Genomic DNA, 25740 nt, shown 5'->3' with positions numbered 1-25740 from the left:
TCAGCGGCGGAACCTGTGGCCTTGCCCTTGGGCTTTTCCTTTGGGCATTTACCTTGGAGCTTGCCGTCCGGCAAAAGACTCGGTTCGGCAAGCGGTTAGAAGCAGAAATTTACGTGGCAAGCTAGCGGAGCGCAACGCCGCCACGAAACTATGCACTGATAGATCGGGATGGGATTCATCCCGATCTATCAGTTCCTGCCGGGCATGACCTGGCCGGAAAACCGGCCTCCACTTTGCGCTAACGCGGCCCTGCGGGTCCGGATCATGCCGTAAGCAACTTTTACGGCCAAACCGGCGTTTGATTGCCTTGGCCTGCCGGAACCGAGATGCTATCCCAGCCGCGACCCCAGCGGCCGAAAGGCTCCTTCCGGCGCGGCCAAATCCAGCCACAAGCGCCTCATTTCAGACGGATTTTCAGACATGACGCAGGTCGATCACAACCGTATGGCCAATGCGATCCGCGGCCTTGCCATGGACGGCGTCGAGAAGGCGAAATCGGGTCACCCCGGCCTGCCGATGGGCGCCGCCGACATGGCGACCGTGCTGTTCACGCAATTCCTGAAATTCGACGTCGCCGCGCTGGACTGGCCGGACCGGGACCGCTTCGTGCTCTCGGCCGGGCACGGCTCGATGCTGATCTATTCGCTGCTGTATCTGATCGGCAGCCCCGAGATGACGATCGACCAGCTCAAGGACTTTCGCCAGTTGGGATCACTGACTCCGGGACATCCCGAGCACGGCCACACCAAGGGCATCGAGACCACCACCGGTCCGCTCGGCCAGGGCATTTCCACCGCCGTCGGCATGGCGCTCGCCGAGAAGATGCTCGCGGCCGAGTTCGGCAAGAAGATCGTCGATCACCACACCTATGTGATCGCTTCCGACGGCGATTTGATGGAAGGCGTGTCGCAGGAAGCGATCGCGATGGCCGGGCACTGGAAGCTCAACAAGCTGATCGTGCTGTATGACGACAACGGCATCTCGATCGATGGCCCGACCTCGATCTCCGATTCCGTGGACCAGGTGAAGCGGTTCAAATCGGCGGGTTGGGCAGCCGAAAAGATCGACGGCCACGACCAGGCCGCGATATCGGCCGCGATCACGCGCGCGCAGAAATCAAACAAGCCGACGCTGATTGCGTGCCGCACCACCATCGGCTTCGGCGCGCCGCACAAGGCCGGCACCAACAAAGTGCACGGCGAAGCGCTCGGTGCCGACGAACTCAAGGCCGCCAAGGAAAATCTCGGCATTTCGCTGGAGCCGTTCTCGGTGCCCGACGACGTGCTCAAGGCCTGGCGCGCGGCCGGCAGCCGTGGCGCGGCGGCACGCCAGGAATGGGAAGCAAGGCTCGGTGAACTCGGCAGCCGCAAGCGCGCCGAGTTCGAGCGTCGGCTGCGCCACGAGCGCCCGGCCGCGCTGGCAAAGGCGTTCAAGGGCTACAAGAAGGAGCTCTTGGAAAAGCCGATGAATGCGGCGACCCGCAAATCTTCCGAAGCCGTGATCGAAGTGATTGCCGGCGCGATGCCGATGGAGTTTCTGGCGGGCTCGGCCGATCTCACCGGCTCCAACAACAACAAGGCGAAGTCGGCGACTGCGTTCTCGGCCAAGACGCCGAAGGGCCGCTTCATCCATTACGGCATCCGCGAGCACGGCATGTGCGCGGCGATGAACGGCATCTTCCTGCACGGCGGCTTTGCGCCGAACGGCGCGACGTTCCTGGTGTTCACGGATTATGCCCGGCCCGCGATGCGGCTCGCCGCGTTGATGGGGACCGGCGTCGTTTATGTCATGACCCATGATTCCATTGGCCTCGGCGAAGACGGCCCGACCCACCAGCCGGTCGAGCATCTCTCAGCACTTCGCGCCATTCCCAACATGCGCGTGTTCCGCCCGTGCGATTCCATCGAGGTTGCCGAGTGCTGGGAGCTCGCGCTCAACCGCATCGACGGCCCGACAGTCCTGGCGCTGACCCGGCAGAACCTGCCGCAACTGCGCACCGCCGCGCCGAACGAGAGCCCCTGCCGGTTCGGTGCCTACGAGCTGGTGGCCGCCCAGGGCGAAGCCAAGGCGACACTGTTTGCTTCCGGCTCCGAAGTGGAGATGGCCGTGGCCGCCCAGAAGCAGCTCGCCGAGCGCGGCATTCCGACCCGGGTGGTTTCGGTTCCCTCGCTCGAGCTCCTGCTAGCGCAACCAAAGGAGCGCCGCGACGAGATCATCGGCAACGCCCCGGTCAAGGTCGCGATCGAGGCCGCCGTACGCTGGGGCTGGGACGCCGTGATCGGCCAGGATGGCGAGTTTATCGGCATGCACTCCTTCGGCGCCAGCGCCCCTCTCAACAAGGTATTCCAGCACTTTGGCATTACCGCCGAGGCCGCGGTTAACGCCGTTCTGAAACGCGTTTCCTGAGAGTTGAGATTGCCGAAAAAAAGGACTACCTAACTCTCATATGATCAAGCCCCGCCCGGCCGAACCGGGCGTCCGCCCTAAAAAAACCCTCGCAGGCGCGCTAGCGCGTTGTGCGGGATGACAACGGTCATTGAAGGAGACGAAACATGGCAGTCCGCGTCGGAATCAACGGTTTTGGCCGCATCGGCCGTAACATCCTGCGGGCCATTGCCGAGTCCGGCCGCAAGGACATCGAGGTCGTCGGCATCAACGACCTCGGCCCGGTCGAGACCAACGCGCATCTGCTTCGCTTCGACAGCGTCCATGGCCGTTTCCCCGGCACCGTGACCGTCGATGGCGACACGATCAGCCTCGGCGGCAACAAGATCAAGGTGACCGCCGAGCGCGATCCCTCCAAGCTGCCCTGGAAGGATCTCGGCATCGACATCGCGATGGAATGCACCGGCATCTTCACCTCGAAGGACAAGGCCTCCGCGCATCTGACCGCCGGCGCCAAGCGCGTTCTCGTTTCTGCGCCCGCCGACGGCGCCGACGCCACCATCGTCTACGGCGTCAACCACGACACGCTGACCCGGGAACATCTGGTCGTCTCCAACGGCTCCTGCACCACCAACTGTCTCGCGCCGATCGCCAAGGTGCTGAACGACCTCGTCGGCATCGAGACCGGCTTCATGACCACGATCCACGCCTATACCGGCGACCAGCCGACGCTCGACACCATGCACAAGGATCTCTATCGCGGCCGCGCCGCTGCGATGTCGATGATCCCGACCTCGACCGGCGCCGCCAAGGCGATCGGCCTCGTGCTGCCGGAACTAAAGGGCAAGCTCGACGGCGTCGCGATCCGCGTGCCGACCCCGAATGTCTCGGTGGTCGACCTCAAGATCGTCGCCAAGCGCGCCACCGACGTCAAGGAAATCAACGCGGCGATGAAGCGCGCCTCCGAGCAGCAGCTCAAGGGCATCCTCGGCTACACCAGCGCGCCGAACGTCTCGATCGACTTCAACCACGACCCGCACTCCTCGACGTTCCACGAGGACCAGACCAAGGTGCAGAACGGCACGCTGGTGCGCGTGATGTCCTGGTACGACAATGAGTGGGGCTTCTCCAATCGCATGGCGGACACTGCCGTGGCGATGGCGAAGGTGATCTAACCAACACGCGTCACGGCACAGCCGGAGAACGCCATGACCTCGCAACTCGTCGCCCTCGCGCTCCTCTTGGCGTTGATCGGCGGCCTGTTGTTCCTGTTCTTGCGATCGGGCTCGAAGATCAAGCCCGATCCGGATCGGAAGATCGAGGACTGGCCCAACATTACCCAAGGCGGTTCAGGGGATCCCTCGTGACCAACAAATTCCGCACCCTCGACGACGTCGACGTGAAGGGCAAGCGCGTGCTGCTGCGCGTCGATCTCAACGTGCCCATGGAGAACGGGCGCGTCAGCGACGCGACCCGGCTCGAGCGCGTCGCGCCGACCATCACCGAAATCTCCGACAAGGGCGGCAAGGTCATCCTGCTCGCGCATTTCGGTCGGCCGAAAGGACGCGATGCCAAGGACTCGCTCAAGCCCGTCGCCGAGGCGCTGTCGAAGGTCGTGAAGAAGCCCGTAGGCTTCGCCGACGACTGTATCGGCGAGCCCGCAGCCAAGGCCGTGGCGGCGCTGAAGGACGGCGACATCCTCTGTCTGGAAAACACCCGCTTCCACAAAGAGGAAGAGAAGAACGATCCGGCCTTTGTCGCGGAGCTCGCAAAACTCGGCGACATCTGGGTCAATGACGCGTTCTCGGCCGCGCACCGCGCCCATGCCTCGACCGAAGGCCTCGGCCACAAGCTGCCCGCCTATGCCGGCCGCACCATGCAGGCCGAATTGGTCGCGCTGGAGAAGGCGCTGGGCTCACCGACCAAGCCCGTCATCGCGATCATCGGCGGCGCCAAGGTCTCGACCAAGATCGACCTGCTCGAAAACCTCGTGACCAAGGTCGACGCGCTCGTGATCGGCGGCGGCATGGCCAACACCTTCCTGCACGCCCAGGGCGTCGGCATCGGCAAGTCGCTCGCCGAGAAGGATCTCGCCGCGACCGCGTTGCGCATCATGGAAAAGGCGGAAGCCGCCAACTGCGCCATCATCCTGCCGGTCGACGCCACCGTCGCCTATCATTTCGCGGCCAACGCGCCGTCGCATGCCTATGGCCTCGACGCGATCCCGGCCGACGGCATGATCCTCGACGTCGGTCCGCAGTCGATCGCGCGTGTCCATGCCGCGATCGACGATGCGGCGACGCTGGTCTGGAACGGACCGCTCGGTGCCTTCGAGATGCAGCCGTTCGACCGCGGCACGATGTCCGCCGCCAAGCATGCCGCAGAGCGCACCAAGGCCAAGAAGCTGGTCTCGATCGCGGGCGGCGGCGACACCGTCGCGGCCCTCAACCAGGCCCATGTGGCCGGTCAGTTCACCTATGTCTCGACCGCCGGTGGCGCATTTCTTGAATGGATGGAAGGCAAGCCCCTGCCCGGCGTCGAAGTTCTGCGCACCAAGTAATCGGTCGGCAAGTCGTAGCCGCCTTCAGCAGTGGCCTTGCAGGCCCAAACGGGAGAAAAACACAGATGGCTCGGATCACGTTGCGTCAATTGCTCGACCATGCGGCGGAGAACGATTACGGCGTCCCGGCCTTCAACATCAACAACATGGAGCAGGCACTGGCGATCATGGACGCGGCCAACCAAGTCGACGCGCCCGTCATCATCCAGGCCTCGCGCGGTGCGCGCTCCTACGCCAACGACGTCATGCTCAAGCACATGATGGACGCGGTGACCGAGATCTACCCGCACATCCCGGTCTGCGTGCATCTCGACCACGGCAACGAGCCGGCAACCTGCATGACCGCGATCCAGGCCGGCTTCACCTCGGTCATGATGGACGGCTCGCTCAAGGCGGACGGCAAGACCCCTGGCGACTGGGGCTACAATGTCGGCGTCACCAAGACCGTGACCGAGATGGCGCATCTCGGGGGCATCTCGGTCGAGGGCGAGCTCGGCGTACTCGGCTCGCTCGAGACCGGCATGGGCGACAAGGAAGACGGCCACGGCGCCGAGGGCAAGCTCAGCCACGACCAGCTCCTGACCAATCCGGATGAAGCCGTGAAGTTCGTCCAGGAGACCCAGGTCGACGCGCTCGCGATCGCGATGGGGACGTCTCACGGCGCCTACAAATTCACCCGCAAGCCCGACGGCGACATCCTCGCCATGAACGTGATCGAGGAGATCCACCGCAAGCTGCCGAACATGCATCTCGTCATGCACGGCTCCTCGTCGGTGCCCCAGGACCTCCAGGACATCATCAACGCCTATGGCGGCAAGATGAAGCCGACCTGGGGCGTGCCGGTGGCCGAGATCCAGCGCGGCATCAAGAACGGCGTGCGCAAGATCAACATCGACACCGACAACCGCATGGCGATGACCGGCCAGATCCGGAAAGTGCTCAAGGACAATCCGGAAGAGTTCGACCCGCGCAAATACCTGAAGCCCGCGATGGAAGCGATGACCAAGCTGTGCAAGCAGCGGCTCCAGGAATTCAATACCGCTGGCCAAGCCTCCAAGATCAAGAAGGTGCTGACCACGGCCGAGATGGCCAAGCGCTACGCCAAGGGCGAGCTCGCCCCGAAGGTGGCGTAAGCCAGCCCCACTTTCTCCGTCATTCCGGGCGGTAAGCCCGGGATGACGCCTTGTTGCCGGCACCAAAGCCCCTCCCCCCTACCCTGCGACGAACGTTAACTCGGCATTTGCCCGAGAACGGTCTATTTTCGCCGGCAAGGGCAGAATCGTTTTGGGAGGACATCTCGATGAATCTGACTGAGCTGAACAGGATCGCGACCGCTCTGGTCGCGCCCGGCAAGGGCATCCTCGCCGCCGACGAATCCTCAGGCACCATCAAGAAGCGTTTCGACGCGATCGGCGTGGAATCCACCGAAGAGAACCGCCGCGACTATCGCGAGATGCTGTTCCGCTCGAACGAAGCCATGAGCCGCTATATCTCCGGCGTCATCCTCTATGACGAGACGATCTGGCAGAACGCAAAGGATGGCACGCCGCTGGTCAAGCTGATCGAACAGAGCGGCGCCATTCCCGGCATCAAGGTCGACGAAGGCACGCAACCCCTGCCGATGTGCCCCGGAGAGCTCGTCACCGTCGGGCTCGACAAGCTCGCCGAACGGCTGAAGAAGTATTATGAGCGCGGCGCGCGCTTCGCCAAATGGCGCGCGGTGATCGACATCGGCAGTGGCACTGACGGCCGGGGCATCCCCTCGATGACCGCGATCAGCGTCAACGCCCACGCGCTGGCGCGTTATGCAGCGCTGTGCCAGGCCGCGCAGATCGTGCCGATCGTCGAGCCCGAAGTGCTGATGGACGGCGATCACGACATCGATCGCTGCTATGAGGTGACGAGCCGTGTACTCAACAAGACGTTTCAGGAATTGCGCGTGCAGCGCGTCGCGCTCGAGGGCATGGTGCTGAAGCCGAATATGGTAGTCCCCGGCAAGAAGTCTGCGAAGCAGGCTGCCGCCGAGGAGGTCGCGGAGAAGACGATACGGCTGCTCAGAGCGTGCGTGCCCGCGGCGGTGCCCGGCATCGCCTTCCTCTCCGGCGGCCAGTCGGACGAAGAGGCAACGGCGCACCTCAACGCCATGCACAAGTTCGGCCCGCTGCCCTGGGGCCTGACCTTCTCCTACGGTCGCGCCCTCCAGGCCGCGCCGCAGAAGGCCTGGTCGGGTAAGGCCGAGAACGTCGCAGCCGGACAAAACGCATTCAGTCATCGCGCGCGCATGAATGGCCTCGCCTCTAGGGGCGAATGGCAAAGCGGCCTGGAACAGAAAGCAGCCTAGATCTTGTCGAACAAATCTCCTCCGCCGCGCCCGGCGCCGCGCCTTTATCTCGCGACGCCCGTTGTCGACGATCCCGCTTCGCTTCTGGCCGAGCTGCCCGGCCTGCTCGCCGCCGCCGACGTCGCGGCCGTGCTGTTGCGTCTGAAGGTGACCGATCAGCGCACCATGATCTCGCGGATCAAGGTTTTGGCGCCGCCGGTTCAGAAAGCGGGGGCAGCCCTGCTCGTCGACGGCCATCCTGAGCTCGTCGCACGCGGCGGCGCCGACGGCGCGCACCTGCCCGGCATCGCCGCGCTGAAAGAGGCGCTGCCATCGCTCAAGCCCGACCGCATCGCCGGCGTCGGCGGGCTGACGACGCGGCACCATTCCATGGATGCGGGCGAGATCGGCGCGGATTACGTGCTGTTCGGCGAGCCCGACGCAAAGGGCCAGCGGCCGTCGTCTCAAGCGATCGCCGAGCGGCTGGACTGGTGGGCCGAGCTGTTCGAACCGCCCTGCGTCGGCTTTGCCATCTCGCTGGAGGAGGCCCACGAATTCGCCGCCAGCGGTGCCGATTTCGTGCTGGTGGGCGACTTCATCTGGGCCGATCCGCGCGGACCCAAGGCGGCGCTGATCGAGGCCGACGCTGCGATCAAGAAGGCTCATGCGGCTGCGCTTGCAGAACAGGAGCACGGCTAGCGCCCGTCATGAAGCTCCCGCGCATCACCATCCTGGCCACGCTGCTGCTCACAGTGCCCGCGGCCGCGCAGCTCCAGATCACGCCGCCCGTGGCAACGCCGAACCCTCCGGCCGAGAAAAGCAAGGACAAGCCGAAGGCCACGCCGCACACCATCACCAAGAAGAAGGAAGCGGCGCCGGCACCAAAGCCTTCAGCTTCCCCCAAGCCTTCAGCCTCTCCAAAGCCTGCTCCGGCTGCGACCGTGATCCCGGCGCCTCCGGCCGACAATCCCAACGTCGATCTGGTGTTCGGCGCCTATCAGCGCGGTCAATACAAGACCGCCTTCGAACTCGCCACCGCTCGTGCCGAGACCGGCGATGCCAAGGCAATGACCATGCTGGGTGAGCTCTATTCCAACGCCATGGGCATCCGGCGCGACTATGCCAAGGCGCTGCAATGGTACAAGCGCGCTTCCGACGCCGGCGACCGCGAGGCGATGTTCGCGCTCGCCATGCTCAGGATGTCCGGCCGTGGCGGCCCGGTCGACAAGAACGAGGCGGTCAAGCTGATGGCGTCCGCCGCCAAGCTCGGCGAGCCCAAGGCGGCCTATAACCTCGCGCTGCTCTATCTCGACGGACAGACCCTGCCGCAGGACGTCAAGCGCTCCGCCGAGCTGCTGCGCCAGGCGGCCGATGCCGGTCTGCCCGAGGCGCAATACGCGCTTGCGACCTTCTACAAGGAAGGCACTGGCGTGCCGAAGGATTTGGAGCGGGCGGTGCGTCTGCTCCAGGTCGCCACGCTGACCGACAATGTCGATGCCGAGGTCGAATACGCCATCGCGCTGTTCAACGGCACCGGCACGCCGAAGAACCAGCCGGCGGCCGTCGCCCTGCTCCGCAAGGCGTCCCGCCAGGGCAGCGCGATCGCGCAGAACCGGCTGGCCTGGGTGCTGATCAACGGCATGGGCACGGCCGTGGACAAGGTCGAGGGCTTCAAATGGCATCTGGTGGCCAAGACCGCCGGCAAGGGCGATCCGGAGCTGGACAAGCAATTGTCCGATTTGCCGGCCGAGGACCGGGCCAAGGCCGAGGCCGCCGCCAGGAAATGGCTCGGGGCCAAATGACTTGACGTTGAGGCCCCCGCAGGGCACCCCATCCCTCAAACAGGCGCGATTTCGCGCCATTTCCCCCGATCAAGACCGGAAGCTCATGCTGTATTCCGCAACTATCAACGTCATGGTCAAGGCCGCGCGCCGCGCCGGCCGCAGCCTCAAGCGCGATCTCGGCGAGATCGAGCATCTCCAGGTCTCGCTGAAGGGGCCGGCGAATTTCGTCTCGCTGGCCGACAAGCGCGCCGAGGAGATCCTCTACCAGGACCTCGCGAAGGCGCGGCCCGGTTACGGCTTCATCGGCGAGGAAGGCGGCACGCGCGAGGGCTCCGACAAAAGCCACACCTGGATCGTCGATCCGCTCGACGGCACCACCAACTTCCTGCACGGCATCCCGCAATTCGCGATCTCGATCGGGCTGTCGCGCGAAGGTACGATCATCGCCGGCGTGATCTACAACCCCGCCAATGACGAGCTCTACATCGCCGAGCGCGGCAAGGGCGCCTTCCTCAACGACCAGCGCCTCCGCGTGGCCGGCCGCCGCCAGCTCAACGAATGCGTGGTGGCCTGCGGCCTGCCCCATATCGGCCGCGGCGACCACGAGGAATTCCGCCGCGAGATGACCGCGATGCAGGAGCGCGTTGCCGGCCTGCGCCGCTTCGGCGCCGCCTCGCTCGACCTCGCCTTCGTCGCCGCCGGCCGCCTCGACGGCTACTGGGAGCGCAATCTGCAATCCTGGGACATCGCGGCGGGCATGATCATGCTGCGTGAGGCCGGCGGAACAATCACCGACATCGACACGTCGGGCGATGTCCTGGTGACGGGCAATGTCGTGTGCGGGAATGAGTTCGTGCACGGGGAGCTGGTGAAGATTTTGCGGAAGCCGGCGTAACAGCTCGACGGCTCGATCTACGACGCTCAAGAATCGTCGTCCTCGTCGGAATCGTCCTCGTCCTCGCGATATTCACCGCCGATGGTCAGGCCCTCGATCGCTGTGGCGCCTTTCGACTTGATGACCCGGCGAAGCGGGACCGAGCTCTCGCTTCGCAGTGCGTCCATCAGCTGTTCCGAATGGGTGACGATCCAGATGTCGGCGCGGCGCGACGCCTTGGCGATGAGCCGGGCCAGCGGCGCCAGCAGCGACGGATGCAGGCTGGTCTCGGGTTCGTTCAGCGCGATGAACGGCGGCAGCCGGTAACCCATGAACACCGCGAGCAGGCAGATGTATTTCAGCGTCCCGTCGGACAGTTCATGAGCCCTGAACGGCCGCGGCATATCCGGCAATTGCAGAGCGAATTCGCACCTGCCATTTTCTTCCCATGCGCGGAGTTCGGCGCCCGGGAATGCATCCTGGATTGCGTCCTGCAGGTCGCTGGCGTCTTCCCGAATGACATAGAGGGTCGCCAGGGTGGCAGCCAGATCGATTCCATCGGCGCTGAGCGAGGGCGTTGCGATCGCGAGACACGGCTTTCGTATCGGCGACGCAGGATCGGTGCGAAAGTCATGATAGAATCGCCAGCCCAGCATTGCATTTCTGATCAGGTCGATTTCCGGGCATTGCTTGCCGTCGGAAAAAGCCGCTAGCGCAGTCTCTGACGGCAGCACCGCGTCCTTGTGAGCGTTCCAGGCGCCGCTCTCGCCACGGACGCTGATGAGCGAATTGATACGCTCCATCAGCTTGATCCTTCGTTTGCCGTGTGTCGCCTCGATAATTTCGGTCTTGATCATCGGCTCGCCGGAAAACGCGGCCTGAAGCGGGCTCGGAAACCCCAGCTCGATGGAATAGCTCATGCTGTCGAATGTGGCCGAGAGCCGCAGCCGGCCGTCTTCGCCTCGCTTGCGAATGCCGGACCAGCAGACCGAATTCAATCCGCCTTCATCGGCGATCGTGCGGGTAATCTGACCGGTCGCCGCGTCGCGCAACAGCGACAAGGACTTGTAGAGATTGGATTTGCCGACTCCATTCTCGCCAACGAACACGGACAAGGGATGGATGGGTATGGAGAGCCGCCGAATGGAGCGATAGTTCGAGATCGCAATGTCGGACGGACGCATCACATGCTCTCGATCGGCGGGTGACTGGGCATTCGCGCGCACGGTGCGAATAAGTTGTTTCAATCCAGGGATGCAGTCTGGATTGAGGCCTCCGAGAAATCAAGCCGACCGATCCGGCGTTCAGTGGCCGACTCTCACCAGCGCAAACCCGACGGTCATCATCCGCGAAGGCGGATGATCCAGTATTCCAGAGCGTCTGTTGGGTACGGAAAGGCCACGGCGTACTGGATGCCCCGCCCCCCGTGCGCAATTGCGCACTAGGCGGGGCATGACACCTCACCTTACGGCTTGGCCGGCGCGGGCGGCCCGTACATCTCGGCCACCTTCTCCCGATCCCCACCCAGCACGCGTTGCACCGAGACGAAGAACACCGGCACCATCAGCAGCGCCAAGATCACCACCGCGATCATGCCGCCCATCACGATGCTGCCGAGCGCCTGCTGGCTAGCGCCGCCGGCGCCATGGGCGATGGCCATCGGCAGCACACCGCAGATGAAGGCGAGGCCCGTCATCAGGATCGGACGGAAGCGCAGGCGGCAGGCCTCGATGGTGGCATCCACCAGCGGCTTGCCTTCTTTCCGCAGATCCTTGGCGAACTCGATGATCAGGATCGCGTCCTTGGCCGCAAGCCCGATGATAGTGATCAGGCCGACGGTGAAATAGACGTCGTTGGGCAGGCCGCGCAGCATGGCGGCCACCACCGCGCCGACGATGCCGAGCGGCACGGTGAGCAGCACCGCGAGCGGAATGGTCCAGCTCTCGTAAAGCGCGGCCAGGCACAGGAACACCACGAACACCGAGAGTCCGAGCAGGAACGGCGCCTGCGAACCCGACAGCTTCTCCTGGAGCGACTGTCCGGTCCATTCATAGCCGAACCCGCGCGGCAGCTTGCCGGCGAGCCGTTCCATCTCGGCGATGGCATCGCCCGAGGTGAAGCCGGGTTTCGCCTCGCCCGAGATGCGCACCGCCGGATAGTAGTTGAAGCCGGTAATCTGCGTCGGTCCGCGCGCCCATTCCACGGTGGCAAAGGACGAGAACGGCACGAGCTGGCCGCGGCTGTTCTTGACGTTGTAGTTGAGGATGTCCTCGGTCCGCATGCGGTCGCGGGCATCGGCCTGCACCACGACGCGCTGCATGCGGCCGCGGTTCGGGAAGTCGTTGATGTAGTTCGAGCCGAGATTGGTCGAGATCGTATTGTTGATGTCCTCGAAGGTCACGCCGAAGGCGCCGGCCTTTTCCCGGTCGATGACGAGATTGACCACGCCGGCCTCGGGCAGGCCTTCGACATAGACCTTCTGAAGCACAGCGCTCGCATTGGCCTCCGCGATCAACTGGTCGGCGGCGCGCATCAAGGCCGGATAACCCTTCTGGCCGCGGTCCTGCAGGCGGAACGAGAAGCCCGAGGAGTTGCCGAGATTGTCGATCGGCGGCGGCTGCAGCGCGGAGATCTTGGCGTCGCGGATCGATGACGACAGATCGCGGTTGATGTCAGTGACGATCGCGGCCGCCGAATCCTTCGGCCCGCGCTCCGACCAGTCCTTGAGGGTGATGAAGGCCTGCGCGGTGTTCATGCCCTGGCCGGAGAAGCTGAAGCCGGTGAGGAAGGTGACGTTGTCGACGCCCGGGCGCTGCGCCAGGTATTTTTCCACTTTCTCGATCACCGCCTCGGTCCGGCCATAGGACGAATCCGACGGCGTCTGCACGTCGGTGGTGACGAAGCCCTGGTCGTCGACGGGCAGGAAGCCGCCGGGCAGGTTGACGAAGGCCCAGGACAGGCCGGCGAGCAGCGCGACATAGACCAGCATCAAGCGGCCGGTGCGCTTCAGCGAGAAGCCGACGGTGCGGGAATAGCCCTCCTTGCTGCCGTCGAGCATGCGGTTGAACCAGCCGAACACGCCCTTCTTGGCATGACCGTGGCCGGCAGCGACGGGCTTGAGCAAGGTCGCACACAGCGCCGGCGTCAGCGACAGTGCGAGGAAGGCGGAGAAGCCGATCGCGGCGACCATGGTCACGGAGAACTGGCGGTAGATGATGCCGACCGAGCCCGGGAAGAACGCCATCGGCACGAACACGGCCATCAAGACCAGCGTGATGCCGATAATGGCGCCGGTGATCTGCGACATCGCTTTCCGCGTCGCTTCCTTCGGCGGCAGCCCCTCCTCCGCCATGATGCGCTCGACGTTCTCGACCACGACGATGGCATCGTCGACGAGGATGCCGACCGCGAGCACCATGCCGAACATCGAGAGCATGTTGATGGAGTAGCCGGCGAGCAGCAGCGTGGTACAGGCGCCCAGCAGCGCTACCGGCACCACGATGGTCGGAATGATGGTGTAGCGGATGTTCTGCAGGAACACGAACATCACCACGAACACCAGCACGATGGCTTCGACCAGCGTTGTCAGCACCTTCTTGATCGAAGCCTCGACCACGGGCGTGATGTTGTAGGGAATCTCGTAGCCGATATTGGCCGGGAAGAAGCGCGACAGCTCCTTCATCTTCGCTTCGACGGCGCTCGCGGTCGCCAGCGCATTGCCGGTCGGCGACATCAGCACGGAGAGGCCGGCGGTCGGCTTGCCGTCGAGACGGGTGTTGAACTGGTAGCTGAGGCCGCCGACCTCGATGCGCGCGACGTCGCGCAGCCGCACGGTCGAGCCGTCGGCATTGGCGCGCAGGATGATGGTGCCGAATTCGTCCGGGGACGAGAGCTGGCCCTTGACCAGCACCAGCGCGGAGGTGCGCTGGGTCGCGGTCGACGGCTCGGCGCCGATGCTGCCCGAAGCGACCTGCGCGTTCTGCGCGGCAATGGCCTTGTTGACGTCGTCGGCGGTCAGGCCATAGCCGACCAGCTTTGCCGGATCGACCCAGACGCGCAGGCTGCGTTCCGTCGAATACAGCGTGGCGCGGCCGACGCCGGGGATGCGGCGGATTTCGCCGAGCACGTTGCGGATCATGAAATCGCCGAGGCCGACCTCGTCGAGGCTGCCGTCGGTCGAATTCAGCGTGATGATCTGGAGCACCGCGCTGGAGGCTTCCTCGATCAGGATGCCCTGCTGGATCACCGCGCGCGGCAGCCGCGCCTCGACGCGCTTGATGCGGTTCTGCACCTCGACCGAGGCGGCGCTGGTGTCGGTGCCCGGCACGAAATTGGCGATGATCTCGACCTGGCCGAGCGAGTCGCTGGTCGATTCGAAATTGAGGATGCCGGAGGCGCCGTTGAGCTCCTCCTCGATCAGCCGCGTGACGCTGTTGTAGAGGTTTTCGGGCGAGGCGCCGGGATAGCTGGTCGAGATCGAGATCGAGGGCGGCGCGATGATCGGATATTGCGCGATCGGCAACAGCGGAATCGAAATTGCGCCGACCAGGCAGATGAACAGCGCGACAACCCAGGCGAAGATCGGCCTGTCGATGAAGAAGCTCGCCATGGCGCGTTACCGCGTCAGCTTCTGGGCGTGCCGATTGTCGGCGGTCGCATCCGCTTCCGACCAGGATTGCGGCTTGACCTTGTCGCCGGCGGCGAACTTCTGGAAGCCTTCGACCACGACCTTGTCGCCGGCCTTCAGGCCCTCGGTGACGAACCAGATTCCATCCTGCACCGAACCGGTGCGCACCGGCTGTACTGCGATGTGGTTGTCGTCCTTGACGACGAATACCTCGCTGCCGCCGCCGCCATTGCGCTGGATCGCCTGCTGCGGCACCGCGATCGCGTCGCTATCGAGGCCCTGGTCGATGCGGACGCGGACATACATGCCCGGCAGCAACTCGCGCTTGGGATTGCGGAACTCTCCGCGCAAGGTCACCTGACCGGTATTGGCGTCGACCTTGGCGTCGGAGAACAATAGTTTGCCGTCGAGCGAGTAGAGGGTGTTGTCGTCGAGCACGAGATGCACCTTGGCGGCATCGGGCGCGATGCGCTCGAGGTCGCCGCTCTCGAAGGCGCGACGGAGCTGGTTGAGCTCGTTCACCGACTGGGTGAAGTCCGCATAGATCGGATCGAGCTGCTGAATGGTGGCCAGATTGGTCTCGTTCTGGACCGCGAGCGCGCCCTCGCTGACCAGGGCGGCACCGACGACGCCGTCGATCGGCGCGCGCACGGTGGCATAATCGAGATTGAGCTTGGCGCGTGCGAGGTCGGCCTTGCGGCCCTCGACCTCGGCATGGGCCTGGCGCTCGGCCGCGATCGCCTTCTCGTTCTCGGCTTCGGGCGCGGCGCGCTGGGCGGTGAGCGTGGCGATGCGGCGGGCCTGCTGCTGGGACTGCATCAGCGCGGCCTCGGCCTTGGCGACCGCGGCGTCGTTGGCCATCACCTCGACCTCGAACGGACGCGGATCGATCCGGTACAGCGGATCGCCAGCCTTCACCTCGCTGCCCTGTCGGAACAGGCGCTCGACCACGATGCCGGAGACGCGCGGCCGCACGTCCGAGACGCGCGTCGGCGCGATGCGGCCGGGCAGCTCGCGCACCACGGCGCGCGGTTGCGGCTTGACGATGACGATGCTGACATCGGGGTCGTTGGGCTGGGCGGCTGAAATGGCGGAGCTGGATTCGTCGCAGCCTGCCAACAGCGGCGTAAAGGCCGCGAGCATCATTGCAACGCATGCCGATCGCGCGCGAAGTCCTGACATGAAGTTAAGTGCCCCGATATTGTTGAAACTGATCACGCGCCGCGGGCGCCCGTTCTGGGCCATGGCACGCGGCTGATGCCGTCAAAATAGAGGGGACGTGCTGCGACGCAACGCACCTTGCGGGCGGCCCAATGTCACACGGTCTATGCTGCTGAGTTCAGGGCGCTTTTTACGCCTCACTCGATTGTGAGTCCGGTTCCACCGCCGCGTGCTGCGACAGAAGATCGCAACGAGCGGTGTTCCCACCCTGCTGCGGGCGCGTGACTCACCAGGTGAGACGGAAGCCCCCGGTGCCCTTGTAATTGCGGTTGTCCGCACTGTTGTTGAGGCTCGCATTGTAGGAGACTTCGCCGAAGACAGCGTAGCGCCCGTTGGCCCAGCTATAGGTGCCGCCGCCGCCGATGCTGCCCCACAGTCGGTCTTGCGCATTGGCGAAGCTGGTGCCCGCGACATCGACGGTGTTGCCGTTGAGAAACTCGTAACGCAGATTGGCGATGCCGTAGACGTCGGAGCGCACGATGCCCGTGCCGTCGTTCCAGGTCCTCTGATGGTTGAGTGCAAGCCCGGCGCGGCCGAGCAGGCTGTCGCCATCACGCAACGCGACCGGCGCGCCGAACCGATCGGCAAAGCCGTCGAAAGCGACCTTCGCATAGGAAAGCTGCGCCTGCGGCGTCAGCAGCCAGCCATTGCCCAAACCGATCCGCTTGCCGGTTTCGGCGCTGAAGGCATAGCCGAACCCCTCATTGCCGTGGATCAGGCTGCCGGCCAGCACGGAACTGAGATCGCTGCGATAGAACATCGACTGCGCCTGACCGTCGACATAGAAGCCGTTGTCGCCATACCAGGTCAGCGTGCTGCCGACGCCCGTCCCCTCGACGCGGATGCGCCCGTTGCCGAAGAACGACGCGACATCGGCGGTCGTCAGGCCGTATTGTGCCGTGAGCCCGACGAACAACCGGCCCCGCTCGTTCTCAAACGCAAGGCCATCGAGCCCGGTCTGCACTTTCAGATGGTCGGCCTTGTAGGTCGAACCCGCAGTGTTGGAGGGCTGCAAATCCGAATGCCCGCCTTCGATGCGGCCCCAGAACGCCGTCGGCGCCGATGACGCCGCGCCTGGCACCGTCGCCGCGTCACCGGCGCGCGCCATCGCATCGCTGCCACCCCAATAGCGGTTGCCGACGCGCTGCTGCAGCGTCGGCAGATCGTTCATGCCGAGCAGCACCTGCGCATAGTTTTCGTACAGCGGAACGCCCGGCTGATAGAGTGGACCGGCAGGTGTCGCGGGCGGCGGGTTGAGCAGGCTTGAGCGCAGATACCAATCGCCGTCGCCCGGGCTGGCAATGCCGTTCTTCTGCAACGTATAGGCATAGGCACCGCCGACCACCGCCTGCTCGCCGTGAAAGACATAGCTGCCCAAAAGCGAAAAGCTGCCGTTGGACGCGCCGACCACATCGATCACCTTGATGCCTTCGCCGGTCTGCGCGCCGGTGCCGCCGACATTGGTGACGCGCAACGACGACGAACCGGACGTGCTTCCCTGCACTCGCAACAGATCGGTCTGAGAGCCATCGCCGCCGAGCCGGCTGTTGAGCTGCACGGTGCCGCCACTGCCGACATAATTGCCGGCAACGCTCAGCGTGGTGCCCGGCGCGCCGCCGAGGGTGACCGTGCCGGCATTGTCGAGCGAAGCGAGCGTTTGATTGAAGCCGGCAAGGTCGAGCGTGCCGCCGGAGGCTACCGCAAAGGCCGAGGGCGCGCTGAAGGTGTTCGCGGCTCCGGCGCGCAAAGTGCCGCCGTTCACATTGGTCGCGCCGTTGTAGGTATTGGTGCCGGCCAGCGTCTGGGTGCCGCCAGTGAGCGTCAGGCCGCCGGTGCCGCCGATCACGCCGGCAAACTGATCGTTCGCGTTGGTGATGGTGAGATTCTTCGCACCCAGCGCGACGGTGCCGGTTCCTGCCAGACTTTGAATGCTCGTGCCGGCGGCAGTGATGCCCGAGATACTGAAGGTTCCGTTTGCCACGACCCGGCTTGACGCGGCTAGCGAGCCAGTAACGGCGAGGGCAAGCGTGCCCGCCTGGATCACCGTCGCACCGGTATAGGTATTGGCTGCGCGGAGATTGAAGGTACCTGTGCCGGTCTTGGTCAATCCGCCGACGCCGGAAAAACCGGAGCTCGCGCTCACGGTGAAAGCCTGGGTGTCGACGGTCAGCCCGCCTGTGGCGATGTTGAGTGTTCCCGCCGAAAATCCACCGATGAAGAAGGCGGTATTTATCCGGGCGCGCAGGATGGCGTTATCGAAATTGACCTGTCCGGTTCCGACAGCGACGCGTGCGAGAGTGTTCGTCTCGAGTGTGCCGCCACTATTGATATTGAGCGTGCCCGCGCCGCCAGCGAAGGTTCCGAGCGCAACCCCTGATTGGGCGACGACTCTGGCGCCGTTCTGGATGTTTAGTGTGCCATTGCCACTGGCGCCGATTTCGATCTGGTCGCCGGATGTGATCCATTGCGATCCGGCGCCGCTGACAGTCACGGTGCCGTTGTTCCCGCCTGCGACTCCAATCGCGAGAGACGCGCCGTTGCTCGTCAGCGTGCTGCCGTTCTGAATCGTCAGACTGCTGGAAGATCCGCCAAGGAAGAGGCTTCCGGTCGCTCCGACCGCCGCGCCACTGGCGCCGAGCACGGTCGGGTTTGGCGAGGTCGTATTGATGTTGACGCCGTTGCCCGCGATTGGGACCACTCCGCCCGACCAGTTGCTGCCGACCGTCCAGTCATTGCTGGTCGTACCGGTCCAGCTTTGGGCGGAGGCGGATGCTGTGGACAGGGCTATCAGTGCCGCTGCCGAGGCGCTTGCCAGAAGCAAGCGAAGCATTCGCGTCCGGGTGTCGCTGGATCGAGAGCGCTGCGTCCGTTTCAGACTCCTCCGCAGCGGATCATCGTGGTGTCGTCGGATCGAGGCAGCACCGATGCATTCGCGCATACGTCATTCCAATTGCGTCCGCACCGTTCGGGGATGCGGATTTATGTCGTCCACGAAGGACAACCACGACGATAGGCGAGCGGAAATGATCAGACAACAATCGCAACATGTTCCTGCAAAGAAAACGCGCAGCGTGTGCCGTTTGCGCAACGAAAGACGCTTAACAAATTCTTTCGAGTGTCCGCGCCTTATCCCGCCGCCTTCATCCGGTAGTGGCTGACGCCCCACTCGGTTCCATCGGCATAGCCGAACAGGCCCGAGGTCGCGAGAAAGAACCAGCGCCAGCGTCGCATCCGCAGGCCGGTCTCCTCGCCATGGATGTTGCGCAAGGCCGCTTCGATTGAACAGCGATGCGCGTCGAAATTGGCGAGCCAGTCGTTGGCGGTGCGCTGATAATGCGTGCCGCTCCAGCACCATTCCTTCTCGACCGTGAAGATATCGTCGAATTGCCTGACGAGGTGATGGCTCGGCATCAGCCCGCCCGTGAAGACGTGCTGCGCGATCCAGTCTTCGCGATCGGCCCGGTCGAATAAATGAGAGCCGGAGCGATGGGCGACGATGTGCATGAAGAAGCGCCCCTCGGGCGCGAGCCATGACCGCAGGCGCGTCATCAGCTTGCGCCAGTTCATCACGTGCTCGAACATCTCGACCGAGACGATGCGGTCGAATTGACCGTCAGGCGCGAACACGTTGATGTCCGCCGTGACCACCCGCAGGTTGAGGAGACCGCGCAGCCGTGCCTCTTCCTCGATATGGGCGCGCTGCGCCTGCGAGCTCGACACCGCCGTCACCTTGGCGTGCGGAAACTGTCGCGCCATCCACAGCGACAGCGAGCCCCAGCCGCAGCCGAGCTCGAGGATGGTCTGGCCGTCGGCGAGAGCGGCATGCTCGGCGGTCTGGCGCAACGCCTCCTCCTCGGCCTCCTGCAAGGTGGTCGCGTCCGTCTTGTAGAAGCAGCAGGAGTATTTGCGGTTGGGACCGAGCACCTTCGCAAAGACCGAAGCGGGCACCTTGTCATGCCCGGCCTCCGCGTCCTCGGCGATCGGCCGCAGCATCATCCGCCCGGCGAAGGTGGCATCGTCGGCCCCGCCCAGCGCGGACAGGCGCGTCACCGTGCGCGAGCACAGGCGCTGGATCGCCGCGCGGATCACGACATCAGGCAGCGGCACCCGTTCGGCAGTCCCGATGATCGCGGACACGACGCTCATGCGACGACTCCGTCTTGGGCGGCGGGTTTTGGGCGCCAGGGGGAAAAGTGCGACTTGAACCTGTGGAATGCCGACGATTTGTAAAGTACGTCCTTACCAAAGCCCGGTTTCAGCTTTGGGTTCCCCAGCTCTCCCTGAAATCGGCGCATCCGGCGCTTTTTTTGGGCTGGCGCTGTGCCATAGTGCGCCCCGCAAGCAAGTTAACGGATGATACCGGCCATGCCGCCAGGCGCCTCGCCCCGCTCCTCCCTCGACATCGAATACACCAAGCTATCCTCGCCCAGCGTCTTCCTGGTGCGGATGCTGGTCTTCCTGGTGCTCTGCGCCCTGGTCGGGGTGGTGCTCTACAAGCAGATCATCCAGGCCTTCTTCGCCAATCCCGGGCTCAATGCCCTGATCGGCGGAGTGCTGTTCATCGGTATCATCCTGGCCTTCCGCCAGGTGATCCGGCTGTACCCCGAAGTGTCCTGGGTCAACAATTTCCGCATCGCCGATCCCGGCCTTGCGCCCGCCCGCCACCCCAAGCTGCTGGCTCCGATGGCGATGATCCTCGGCGGCGAGCGCACCGGGCGGATGTCGATCACCCAGACCACCATGCGGCACCTGCTCGATTCGATCGCGACCCGCCTCGACGAGGCCCGCGACATCTCCCGCTACATGACCGGGCTTCTGGTCTTCCTCGGCCTCCTCGGCACCTTCTGGGGCCTGATCGAAACGGTCGGCTCGGTCGGCAAGGTGATCGACGGGCTCAAGGTCGGGGGCGATTCCGGCGCCCTGTTCGACACGCTGAAAGAGGGGCTGGCCGCCCCGCTCGGCGGCATGGGCATCTCGTTCTCGAGCTCGCTGTTCGGCCTTGCCGGCTCGCTCATCCTCGGCTTCCTCGATTTGCAATCGAGCCAGGCGCAGAACCGTTTCTACACCGATCTCGAAGACTGGCTTGCCACCACCGTGCGCGAATATGGCAACGGCGAGGTGGCGGTCGCCTCCGGCGGTGGCGGCGGTGGCATTGCCAGCGGCGAGCTTCAGGCCGTCGTCGAGCGCTTGCGCACGGTGCTCGAGGAAGGCAGCGGCAGCCGCGGCACCACCGCAGCGATGGCGAGCCTCGCCGAAGCCATCCAGGCGCTGGTCTCGCATATGCGGACCGAACAGCAGATGATCCGTGAATGGGCCGACGGCCAGGGCGAGCAGAACCGCGAGATCCGGCGCCTGCTGGAGCGCATCGCGCGTCAGCCCGAGAAGGGTTAACGACATGGCACTGGCGCGCGGCCGCCGCGGCGATACCTCCTTCAACTACTGGCCCGGCTTCGTCGACGCGCTGTCGACGCTGGTGCTGTCGATCGTGTTCCTGCTGTCGGTGTTCCTGGTCGTGCAGTTCTTCCTGTCGCAGGAGGTCACCGGCAAGGACAAGGCGCTGGAGCAGCTCAACGCCAAGATCGCGCAGCTCAACGAACTGCTGTCGCTGGAGAAGCTCGGCAAGCTCACGCTCGACGACCAGGTTTCGTCGCTGAAAGCCGGCCTCGCCTCGGCCGAGAGCGAACGCGATCGCATCAAGGGCCTCTATGACGGGCTCGCCGCCGCCGGCAACGATGCGCAGGGCAAATCCTCCGAGCTCGGCAAGGCGCTGGACTCCGAGAAGGTGGTTTCGGCCCGTGCGCTGGCGCAGATCGAGGTGCTGAACCAGCAGATCAGCGCGCTGCGGCGGCAGCTAGCGGCGCTGGAAGAAGCGCTCGACGTCAGTGAGAAGCGCGACAAGGAATCGCAGAATCGAATTGCCGATCTGGGGTCTCGCCTGAATGTCGCCCTGGCGCAGCGGGTGCAGGAATTGTCGCGCTACCGCTCGGAATTCTTCGGCCGCCTGCGCGCCATCCTTGGTAACCGCCCCGACATCCGCATCGTCGGCGACCGCTTCGTGTTCCAGTCCGAAGTGTTCTTCGACACCGGACAGGCGGTGTTGCTGCCCGAAGGCCGCGCCGAGCTCGACACGCTCGCGGCCGCACTGATCGATCTCGACAAGAAGATCCCGAACGAGATCCCCTGGGTGCTGCGCGTCGACGGCCACACCGACGTGCGTCCGGTCAACGGTGCGAATTTCAAGTCGAATTGGGACCTCTCGGCCGCCCGTTCGATCTCGGTGGTGCAGTACCTGATCTCGCTCGGCGTGCCCGCCCAGCGCCTTGTCGCCGCCGGCTTCGGCGAATTCCAGCCGCTCGACACCGCCAACACCGAGGACGCCTACAAGCGCAACCGCCGCATCGAGCTGAAGCTGACGGAGCGGTAGTGAGCGCCCCCCATCTTCGTCCTTACCTTCCCGCGGACGAGGCCGCCTCAATCGATCTCTGGCATCGCACCTGGCAGCAGGCCTATCCGCAGATCGACTTCGCGGCACGGCTGGACTGGTGGCGCGAACGCTGGCGCAAGGAGCTGGTGCCGAAGGCTTCGATCGTGGTGGCGGAGCAGGACGGCGCACTCACGGGCTTCGTCACCATCGACGGCTACGGCTATCTCGACCAGCTCGTTGTCGATCCCGCGCATTGGGGCTCGGATGCGGCGCGGCTGCTGGTGGACGAGGCCAAGCGTCTGTCACCGACCGGCGTGACACTGCTCGTCAACAAGGACAACAGCCGCGCCATCCGCTTCTATGAGCGCAACGGCTTCGCGCATGCCGGCGACGAGGTGAATCCGACCTCGGGACGTCCGGTGCTGAAGATGATTTGGCAACCTTAGATTCTGGCGGGCGTGACGGCCGTCACGTCGGGATCCCAGGACGTCAGCTAGTCGTTGTGCCCGGAAGTTGCGCCGGCAAGCGGATGGAGATGACCGATGAAACTGAGCGATTTGGCCAAGGGATCTTCGGTCCTGCTCGGCGTCATCGTCGCCGGATATGTCTCCACGAGCTATGTCGACCAGCGCCTCGCCACGCCGGTCAAGACGTCGAGTGCTCCGACGAACGGCCTTGGGCCATCGGCCTGCGTTGATGAGGACGGGAGCTGGAAGAACTGGCCGTGGCCGAATGTGCCGGCGCTGTCGCCGAAGTGTCGGTGATCGGCGCTGTCGCGTAACTCGCCGTGACGCGCTCTCGGCTCAGGCGGAGTTCGAGCTCGAACTGCCAGCTCTTGGCTTTGAGGATCGCGTGGCGGCTTTCTTCGCGAAGCTCGATCGACTCGTTGATCGTTCGCTGCGCCCGCTCCAGGAGTTCGCGGGTCTCTTCGCTGTATGGCTGGGCCATGATGCGCACTCCCGTTGAGGCGGGAGCGCAAATCATCTCTCAGGCACCGACGCCTATGGACGAGCCTTTGGCCGGCGATACCTGATTAGGCGCCACATCCGGGGGAACTGCAAGGCAGCATGCACTCACGAAGACGATGTGGCGCGACGCGCCTTCCAAAATCTCCGCTGTCATTCCCCGCGAAGGCGGGGAATCCAGTACGCCGCGGCTTCTCGATTGATCACGACGGTCTCGGAGTACTGGATCGTCCGCCTTCGCGGGCGATGACACTGTGAGTGGGGCAGCAGTCCGAACCCGCCCTCGCCTCACGCCCCCTCGAACTGCAACCGCGCCAGCCTGGCATAGAGTCCGTTCGCGGCCACGAGCTCCGCATGCGTGCCCTGCTCGACGATCCTGCCCTGGTCCATCACCAGGATGCGATCGCACGACAGCACGGTGGCGAGGCGGTGCGCGATCACCAGCGTGGTGCGGTGGCGCATCAGTTCTTCCAGCGCGGTCTGCACCAGCGTCTCGCTTTCGGCATCGAGCGCGGAGGTGGCTTCATCGAGCAGGAGAAGCGGCGCATCGCGCAGGATCGCACGCGCGATCGCGATGCGCTGGCGCTGGCCCCCGGACAGCGTCACGCCGCGCTCGCCGAGCGGGGTGTCAAAACCTTCGGGCAGGCGGCGAATGAACTCGGCGGCGTGCGCGAGCTCGGCGGCACGCTCGACCTCGGCGTCGGTAGCATCGGGCCGGCCGAAGCGGATGTTGTCGCGGGCGCTTGCGGCAAACACGTTGGATTCCTGCGGCACCAGGGCGACGCGCGAGCGGAAATCGCGGGGATCTGCGGATTTGACCGGCACGCCGTCGAGCGAGATCGCGCCGCTGCGCGGATCGTAGAAGCGCAACAGCAGATGAAAGATCGTGCTCTTGCCGGCGCCGGACGGACCGACGATGGCGACCTTCTCGCCGGGGCGCACGGTGAACGAGATGGCATCGAGCACATTGACGTCGCGCCGTGCCGGATAGGCGAAGCTGACATGGTCGAAGCCGACTTCGCCGCGCGCCGGCACCGGCAGCGCGCGCGGCGAGGTGGGCGCGGTGATGTCGGGCTGCACATGCAGGATCTCGAACAGGCGCTCGGCAGCGCCTGATGCCGCCGATATCTCGCCCCAGACCTCGCTGAGCTGGCCGAGGCCGGCCGCGGCGAAGGCCGCATAGAGCACGAACTGGCCGAGCCGGCCCGGCGTGATGGTGCCGGTCAGCACGTCGTGCGAGCCGATCCAGAGGATCGCGACCACGCTTGCGAACACGATGAAGATGATGATGGCCGTGAGCACGGCGCGCGCCTGCGTGGAGGTGCGCGCGGCCTCATAGGCCTGCTCGACCTCGCCGCCGAAGCGCCTCTCGGCGAGGCTCTCGCTGGTATAGGCCTGCACGGTACGGATCGCACCGACGAGTTCGCTCGCATAGGCGGAGGCCTCGGCCAGCGTGTCCTGCGCATTGCGCGACAGCCGCCGCACCCAGCGCCCGAAGGCGACCAGCGGCAGCACGATCAGGGGAATGGCGAGCAGCACGAAGCCTGATAGCCGCGGGCTGGTGATCACCATCATCGCCGCGGCACCGAAGAACATCATCAGGTTGCGCAGTGCGATCGAGACCGAGGCGCCGACAGAGGATTTGATCTGGGTGGTGTCGGCGGTCAGGCGCGACACCAGCTCGCCGCTGCGCGCGGAATCGAAGAAGGCCGGCGACAGCGACAACAGATGGGCGAAGACGTCGCGCCTGAGATCGGCAACGATGCGCTCGCCGATCGTCATCACGAGGTAGTAGCGCGCGGCGCTCGCGAGTGCGAGCACGGCGACGACGGCGATCATCACCGAGAAATAGCTGTTGATCAGCTCGATGCCTTCAGGCGTCAGGCCGAAGTCGATCATCCTGCGCACCGCGACTGGCACCAGCAGGGTGGTCAGCGCCGCGATCGTCAGCGCCACGAAGGCCAGCGCAGCCCGGCCGCGATAGCGCGCGACATAGGGCGCAAGCGCCAGCAGCGGCCGCAGCTTCGCGCGGCTCTTCGCCGGCGCCTCGACCAGGTCGGCCTCGATCGACGGGGCCTCCGCGGGCCCGGTTTCAAGCCGTTCTACTGCGCTCATGAGATCCGACCAAAAGACAAAGAGAGGTAGTCTGCTCCAGATAGGCCGCGCGAGCAGGCGTGGCAAATCCGGGATGTCCCTTAGGGGGCCGCCCGGTCCCCTAAGGCCCCAAAGGCTCTGCAATGGCTTGTTTTACAGGGGCCCGTGGGGTATAGACCCCGCCAAATCCGTCATTCGATAGCCACTCAAGTGAGGCGCCGGGGCGCCGAGGAATTGCCATGAAAGCCGAAATTCACCCGAACTATCATACGATTAAGGTCGTGATGACCGACGGAACCGAGTACCTGACCCGCTCCACCTGGGGCAAGGAAGGCGACACGCTGAACCTCGACATCGACCCCAAGTCGCACCCGGCCTGGACCGGCGGCAACGCGCAGCTGATGGATCGCGGCGGCCGCGTCTCGCGCTTCCAGAAGAAGTTTTCGGGCTTTCTCAAAAAGGATTGATCCGGCCCTCGCGGCTGGA

General features: G+C 64.9%; 20 protein-coding genes. 14 read left to right on the top strand and 6 right to left on the bottom strand.

From position 1 onward, the window contains the following. Positions 1 to 420 precede the first annotated feature (420 nt). From tkt to IVB45_RS04065, 9 genes are all read left to right on the top strand, one after another. Positions 421 to 2406, top strand: coding sequence for a transketolase (gene tkt, locus IVB45_RS04105; protein ID WP_247359551.1), 1986 nt, complete (start codon positions 421 to 423; stop codon positions 2404 to 2406). A 146-nt stretch (positions 2407 to 2552) separates the two neighbouring features. Then, entirely contained in the window at positions 2553 to 3560 is a 1008-nt protein-coding gene (gene gap / locus IVB45_RS04100) for a type I glyceraldehyde-3-phosphate dehydrogenase (RefSeq protein ID WP_247283909.1), read from the top strand. Positions 3561 to 3593: 33 nt separating this feature from the next. Further along, complete coding sequence (locus IVB45_RS04095) at positions 3594 to 3752, top strand: hypothetical protein (RefSeq protein WP_247359550.1); 159 nt, start codon at positions 3594 to 3596, stop codon at positions 3750 to 3752. Beyond that, on the top strand, positions 3749 to 4945 hold the full coding sequence (locus IVB45_RS04090) for a phosphoglycerate kinase (protein ID WP_247283905.1): 1197 nt from the start codon (positions 3749 to 3751) through the stop codon (positions 4943 to 4945). Before IVB45_RS04095 ends, IVB45_RS04090 begins: the two co-directional genes overlap by 4 nt. 65 nt (positions 4946 to 5010) lie before the next feature. After that, positions 5011 to 6078, top strand: coding sequence for a class II fructose-bisphosphate aldolase (gene fba, locus IVB45_RS04085; RefSeq protein WP_027570269.1), 1068 nt, complete (start codon positions 5011 to 5013; stop codon positions 6076 to 6078). 167 nt (positions 6079 to 6245) lie between these two features. Next, positions 6246 to 7286 carry a class I fructose-bisphosphate aldolase gene (locus IVB45_RS04080; protein ID WP_247359548.1) on the top strand — a complete coding sequence of 347 codons (1041 nt, stop codon included), beginning with the start codon at positions 6246 to 6248 and terminating at the stop codon, positions 7284 to 7286. Positions 7287 to 7289: 3 nt separating this feature from the next. Further along, complete coding sequence (locus IVB45_RS04075; RefSeq protein ID WP_027570267.1) at positions 7290 to 7964, top strand: thiamine phosphate synthase; 675 nt, start codon at positions 7290 to 7292, stop codon at positions 7962 to 7964. Between the two features lie 8 nt (positions 7965 to 7972). Beyond that, positions 7973 to 9067: a tetratricopeptide repeat protein gene (locus IVB45_RS04070; protein ID WP_027570266.1), complete on the top strand. Its 1095-nt coding sequence runs from the start codon at positions 7973 to 7975 to the stop codon at positions 9065 to 9067. An 85-nt stretch (positions 9068 to 9152) separates the two neighbouring features. Continuing rightward, a complete protein-coding gene (locus IVB45_RS04065; protein WP_247359547.1) occupies positions 9153 to 9944 on the top strand; it encodes an inositol monophosphatase family protein in 792 nt (263 codons plus the stop codon). Positions 9945 to 9970: 26 nt separating this feature from the next. Here IVB45_RS04065 and IVB45_RS04060 read toward each other — a convergent pair whose 3' ends face one another. The 5 genes from IVB45_RS04060 to IVB45_RS04040 form a co-directional block, all read right to left on the bottom strand. Next, positions 9971 to 11107, bottom strand: coding sequence for an AAA family ATPase (locus IVB45_RS04060; protein WP_247359546.1), 1137 nt, complete (start codon positions 11105 to 11107; stop codon positions 9971 to 9973). A 281-nt stretch (positions 11108 to 11388) separates the two neighbouring features. Beyond that, positions 11389 to 14532, bottom strand: a complete 3144-nt coding sequence (locus tag IVB45_RS04055) for a multidrug efflux RND transporter permease subunit (protein ID WP_247359545.1) — start codon at positions 14530 to 14532, stop codon at positions 11389 to 11391. Between the two features lie 6 nt (positions 14533 to 14538). Continuing rightward, the gene (locus tag IVB45_RS04050; protein ID WP_247283864.1) at positions 14539 to 15732 is read right to left on the bottom strand and encodes an efflux RND transporter periplasmic adaptor subunit; all 1194 of its coding nucleotides are present in this window, start codon (positions 15730 to 15732) and stop codon (positions 14539 to 14541) included. A 265-nt stretch (positions 15733 to 15997) separates the two neighbouring features. Next, on the bottom strand, positions 15998 to 18601 hold the full coding sequence (locus IVB45_RS04045) for an autotransporter outer membrane beta-barrel domain-containing protein (RefSeq protein ID WP_247359544.1): 2604 nt from the start codon (positions 18599 to 18601) through the stop codon (positions 15998 to 16000). A gap of 296 nt (positions 18602 to 18897) precedes the next feature. After that, complete coding sequence (locus tag IVB45_RS04040) at positions 18898 to 19917, bottom strand: cyclopropane-fatty-acyl-phospholipid synthase family protein (protein WP_247359543.1); 1020 nt, start codon at positions 19915 to 19917, stop codon at positions 18898 to 18900. A gap of 219 nt (positions 19918 to 20136) precedes the next feature. Here IVB45_RS04040 and IVB45_RS04035 point away from each other — a divergent pair, with 219 nt between their 5' ends. From IVB45_RS04035 to IVB45_RS04020, 4 genes are all read left to right on the top strand, one after another. Further along, positions 20137 to 21162 carry a flagellar motor protein MotA gene (locus IVB45_RS04035; RefSeq protein WP_247359542.1) on the top strand — a complete coding sequence of 342 codons (1026 nt, stop codon included), beginning with the start codon at positions 20137 to 20139 and terminating at the stop codon, positions 21160 to 21162. Positions 21163 to 21166: 4 nt separating this feature from the next. Further along, positions 21167 to 22195 (top strand): peptidoglycan -binding protein, encoded by a 1029-nt coding sequence (locus IVB45_RS04030; RefSeq protein ID WP_247359541.1) that lies wholly within the window; start codon positions 21167 to 21169, stop codon positions 22193 to 22195. Further along, on the top strand, positions 22195 to 22641 hold the full coding sequence (locus tag IVB45_RS04025; RefSeq protein ID WP_247359540.1) for a GNAT family N-acetyltransferase: 447 nt from the start codon (positions 22195 to 22197) through the stop codon (positions 22639 to 22641). Before IVB45_RS04030 ends, IVB45_RS04025 begins: the two co-directional genes overlap by 1 nt. A 96-nt stretch (positions 22642 to 22737) precedes the next feature. Next, positions 22738 to 22959: a hypothetical protein gene (locus IVB45_RS04020; protein WP_247359539.1), complete on the top strand. Its 222-nt coding sequence runs from the start codon at positions 22738 to 22740 to the stop codon at positions 22957 to 22959. A gap of 489 nt (positions 22960 to 23448) precedes the next feature. Here IVB45_RS04020 and IVB45_RS04015 read toward each other — a convergent pair whose 3' ends face one another. Then, positions 23449 to 25275, bottom strand: coding sequence for an ABC transporter ATP-binding protein/permease (locus IVB45_RS04015; RefSeq protein WP_247359538.1), 1827 nt, complete (start codon positions 25273 to 25275; stop codon positions 23449 to 23451). A 218-nt stretch (positions 25276 to 25493) separates the two neighbouring features. Between IVB45_RS04015 and rpmE the strand changes: the two genes are divergently transcribed. Continuing rightward, on the top strand, positions 25494 to 25721 hold the full coding sequence (gene rpmE / locus IVB45_RS04010; RefSeq protein ID WP_007599895.1) for a 50S ribosomal protein L31: 228 nt from the start codon (positions 25494 to 25496) through the stop codon (positions 25719 to 25721). The last annotated feature ends 19 nt before the right edge of the window (positions 25722 to 25740 follow it).

The organism is Bradyrhizobium sp. 4, assembly GCF_023100905.1.
In the GTDB taxonomy this organism is placed as follows: Bacteria; Pseudomonadota; Alphaproteobacteria; order Rhizobiales; family Xanthobacteraceae; genus Bradyrhizobium.
This window is presented reverse-complemented; position numbering and strand designations above follow the sequence as displayed.

Excerpts from the sequence above, each read along its gene's own strand:
- IVB45_RS04040 (WP_247359543.1), bottom strand. The coding sequence starts at position 19,917 with ATGAGCGTCGTGTCCGCGATCATCGGGACTGCCGAACGGGTGCCGCTG.
- IVB45_RS04065 (WP_247359547.1), top strand. The coding sequence starts at position 9,153 with ATGCTGTATTCCGCAACTATCAACGTCATGGTCAAGGCCGCGCGCCGC.
- IVB45_RS04045 (WP_247359544.1), bottom strand. The coding sequence starts at position 18,601 with ATGCTTCGCTTGCTTCTGGCAAGCGCCTCGGCAGCGGCACTGATAGCC.
- IVB45_RS04070 (WP_027570266.1), top strand. The coding sequence starts at position 7,973 with ATGAAGCTCCCGCGCATCACCATCCTGGCCACGCTGCTGCTCACAGTG.
- IVB45_RS04030 (WP_247359541.1), top strand. The coding sequence starts at position 21,167 with ATGGCACTGGCGCGCGGCCGCCGCGGCGATACCTCCTTCAACTACTGG.
- IVB45_RS04035 (WP_247359542.1), top strand. The coding sequence starts at position 20,137 with ATGCCGCCAGGCGCCTCGCCCCGCTCCTCCCTCGACATCGAATACACC.
- IVB45_RS04020 (WP_247359539.1), top strand. The coding sequence starts at position 22,738 with ATGAAACTGAGCGATTTGGCCAAGGGATCTTCGGTCCTGCTCGGCGTC.
- IVB45_RS04050 (WP_247283864.1), bottom strand. The coding sequence starts at position 15,732 with ATGTCAGGACTTCGCGCGCGATCGGCATGCGTTGCAATGATGCTCGCG.
- gap (WP_247283909.1), top strand. The coding sequence starts at position 2,553 with ATGGCAGTCCGCGTCGGAATCAACGGTTTTGGCCGCATCGGCCGTAAC.
- fba (WP_027570269.1), top strand. The coding sequence starts at position 5,011 with ATGGCTCGGATCACGTTGCGTCAATTGCTCGACCATGCGGCGGAGAAC.
- IVB45_RS04080 (WP_247359548.1), top strand. The coding sequence starts at position 6,246 with ATGAATCTGACTGAGCTGAACAGGATCGCGACCGCTCTGGTCGCGCCC.
- tkt (WP_247359551.1), top strand. The coding sequence starts at position 421 with ATGACGCAGGTCGATCACAACCGTATGGCCAATGCGATCCGCGGCCTT.
- IVB45_RS04060 (WP_247359546.1), bottom strand. The coding sequence starts at position 11,107 with ATGCGTCCGTCCGACATTGCGATCTCGAACTATCGCTCCATTCGGCGG.
- IVB45_RS04055 (WP_247359545.1), bottom strand. The coding sequence starts at position 14,532 with ATGGCGAGCTTCTTCATCGACAGGCCGATCTTCGCCTGGGTTGTCGCG.
- IVB45_RS04015 (WP_247359538.1), bottom strand. The coding sequence starts at position 25,275 with ATGAGCGCAGTAGAACGGCTTGAAACCGGGCCCGCGGAGGCCCCGTCG.
- IVB45_RS04095 (WP_247359550.1), top strand. The coding sequence starts at position 3,594 with ATGACCTCGCAACTCGTCGCCCTCGCGCTCCTCTTGGCGTTGATCGGC.
- rpmE (WP_007599895.1), top strand. The coding sequence starts at position 25,494 with ATGAAAGCCGAAATTCACCCGAACTATCATACGATTAAGGTCGTGATG.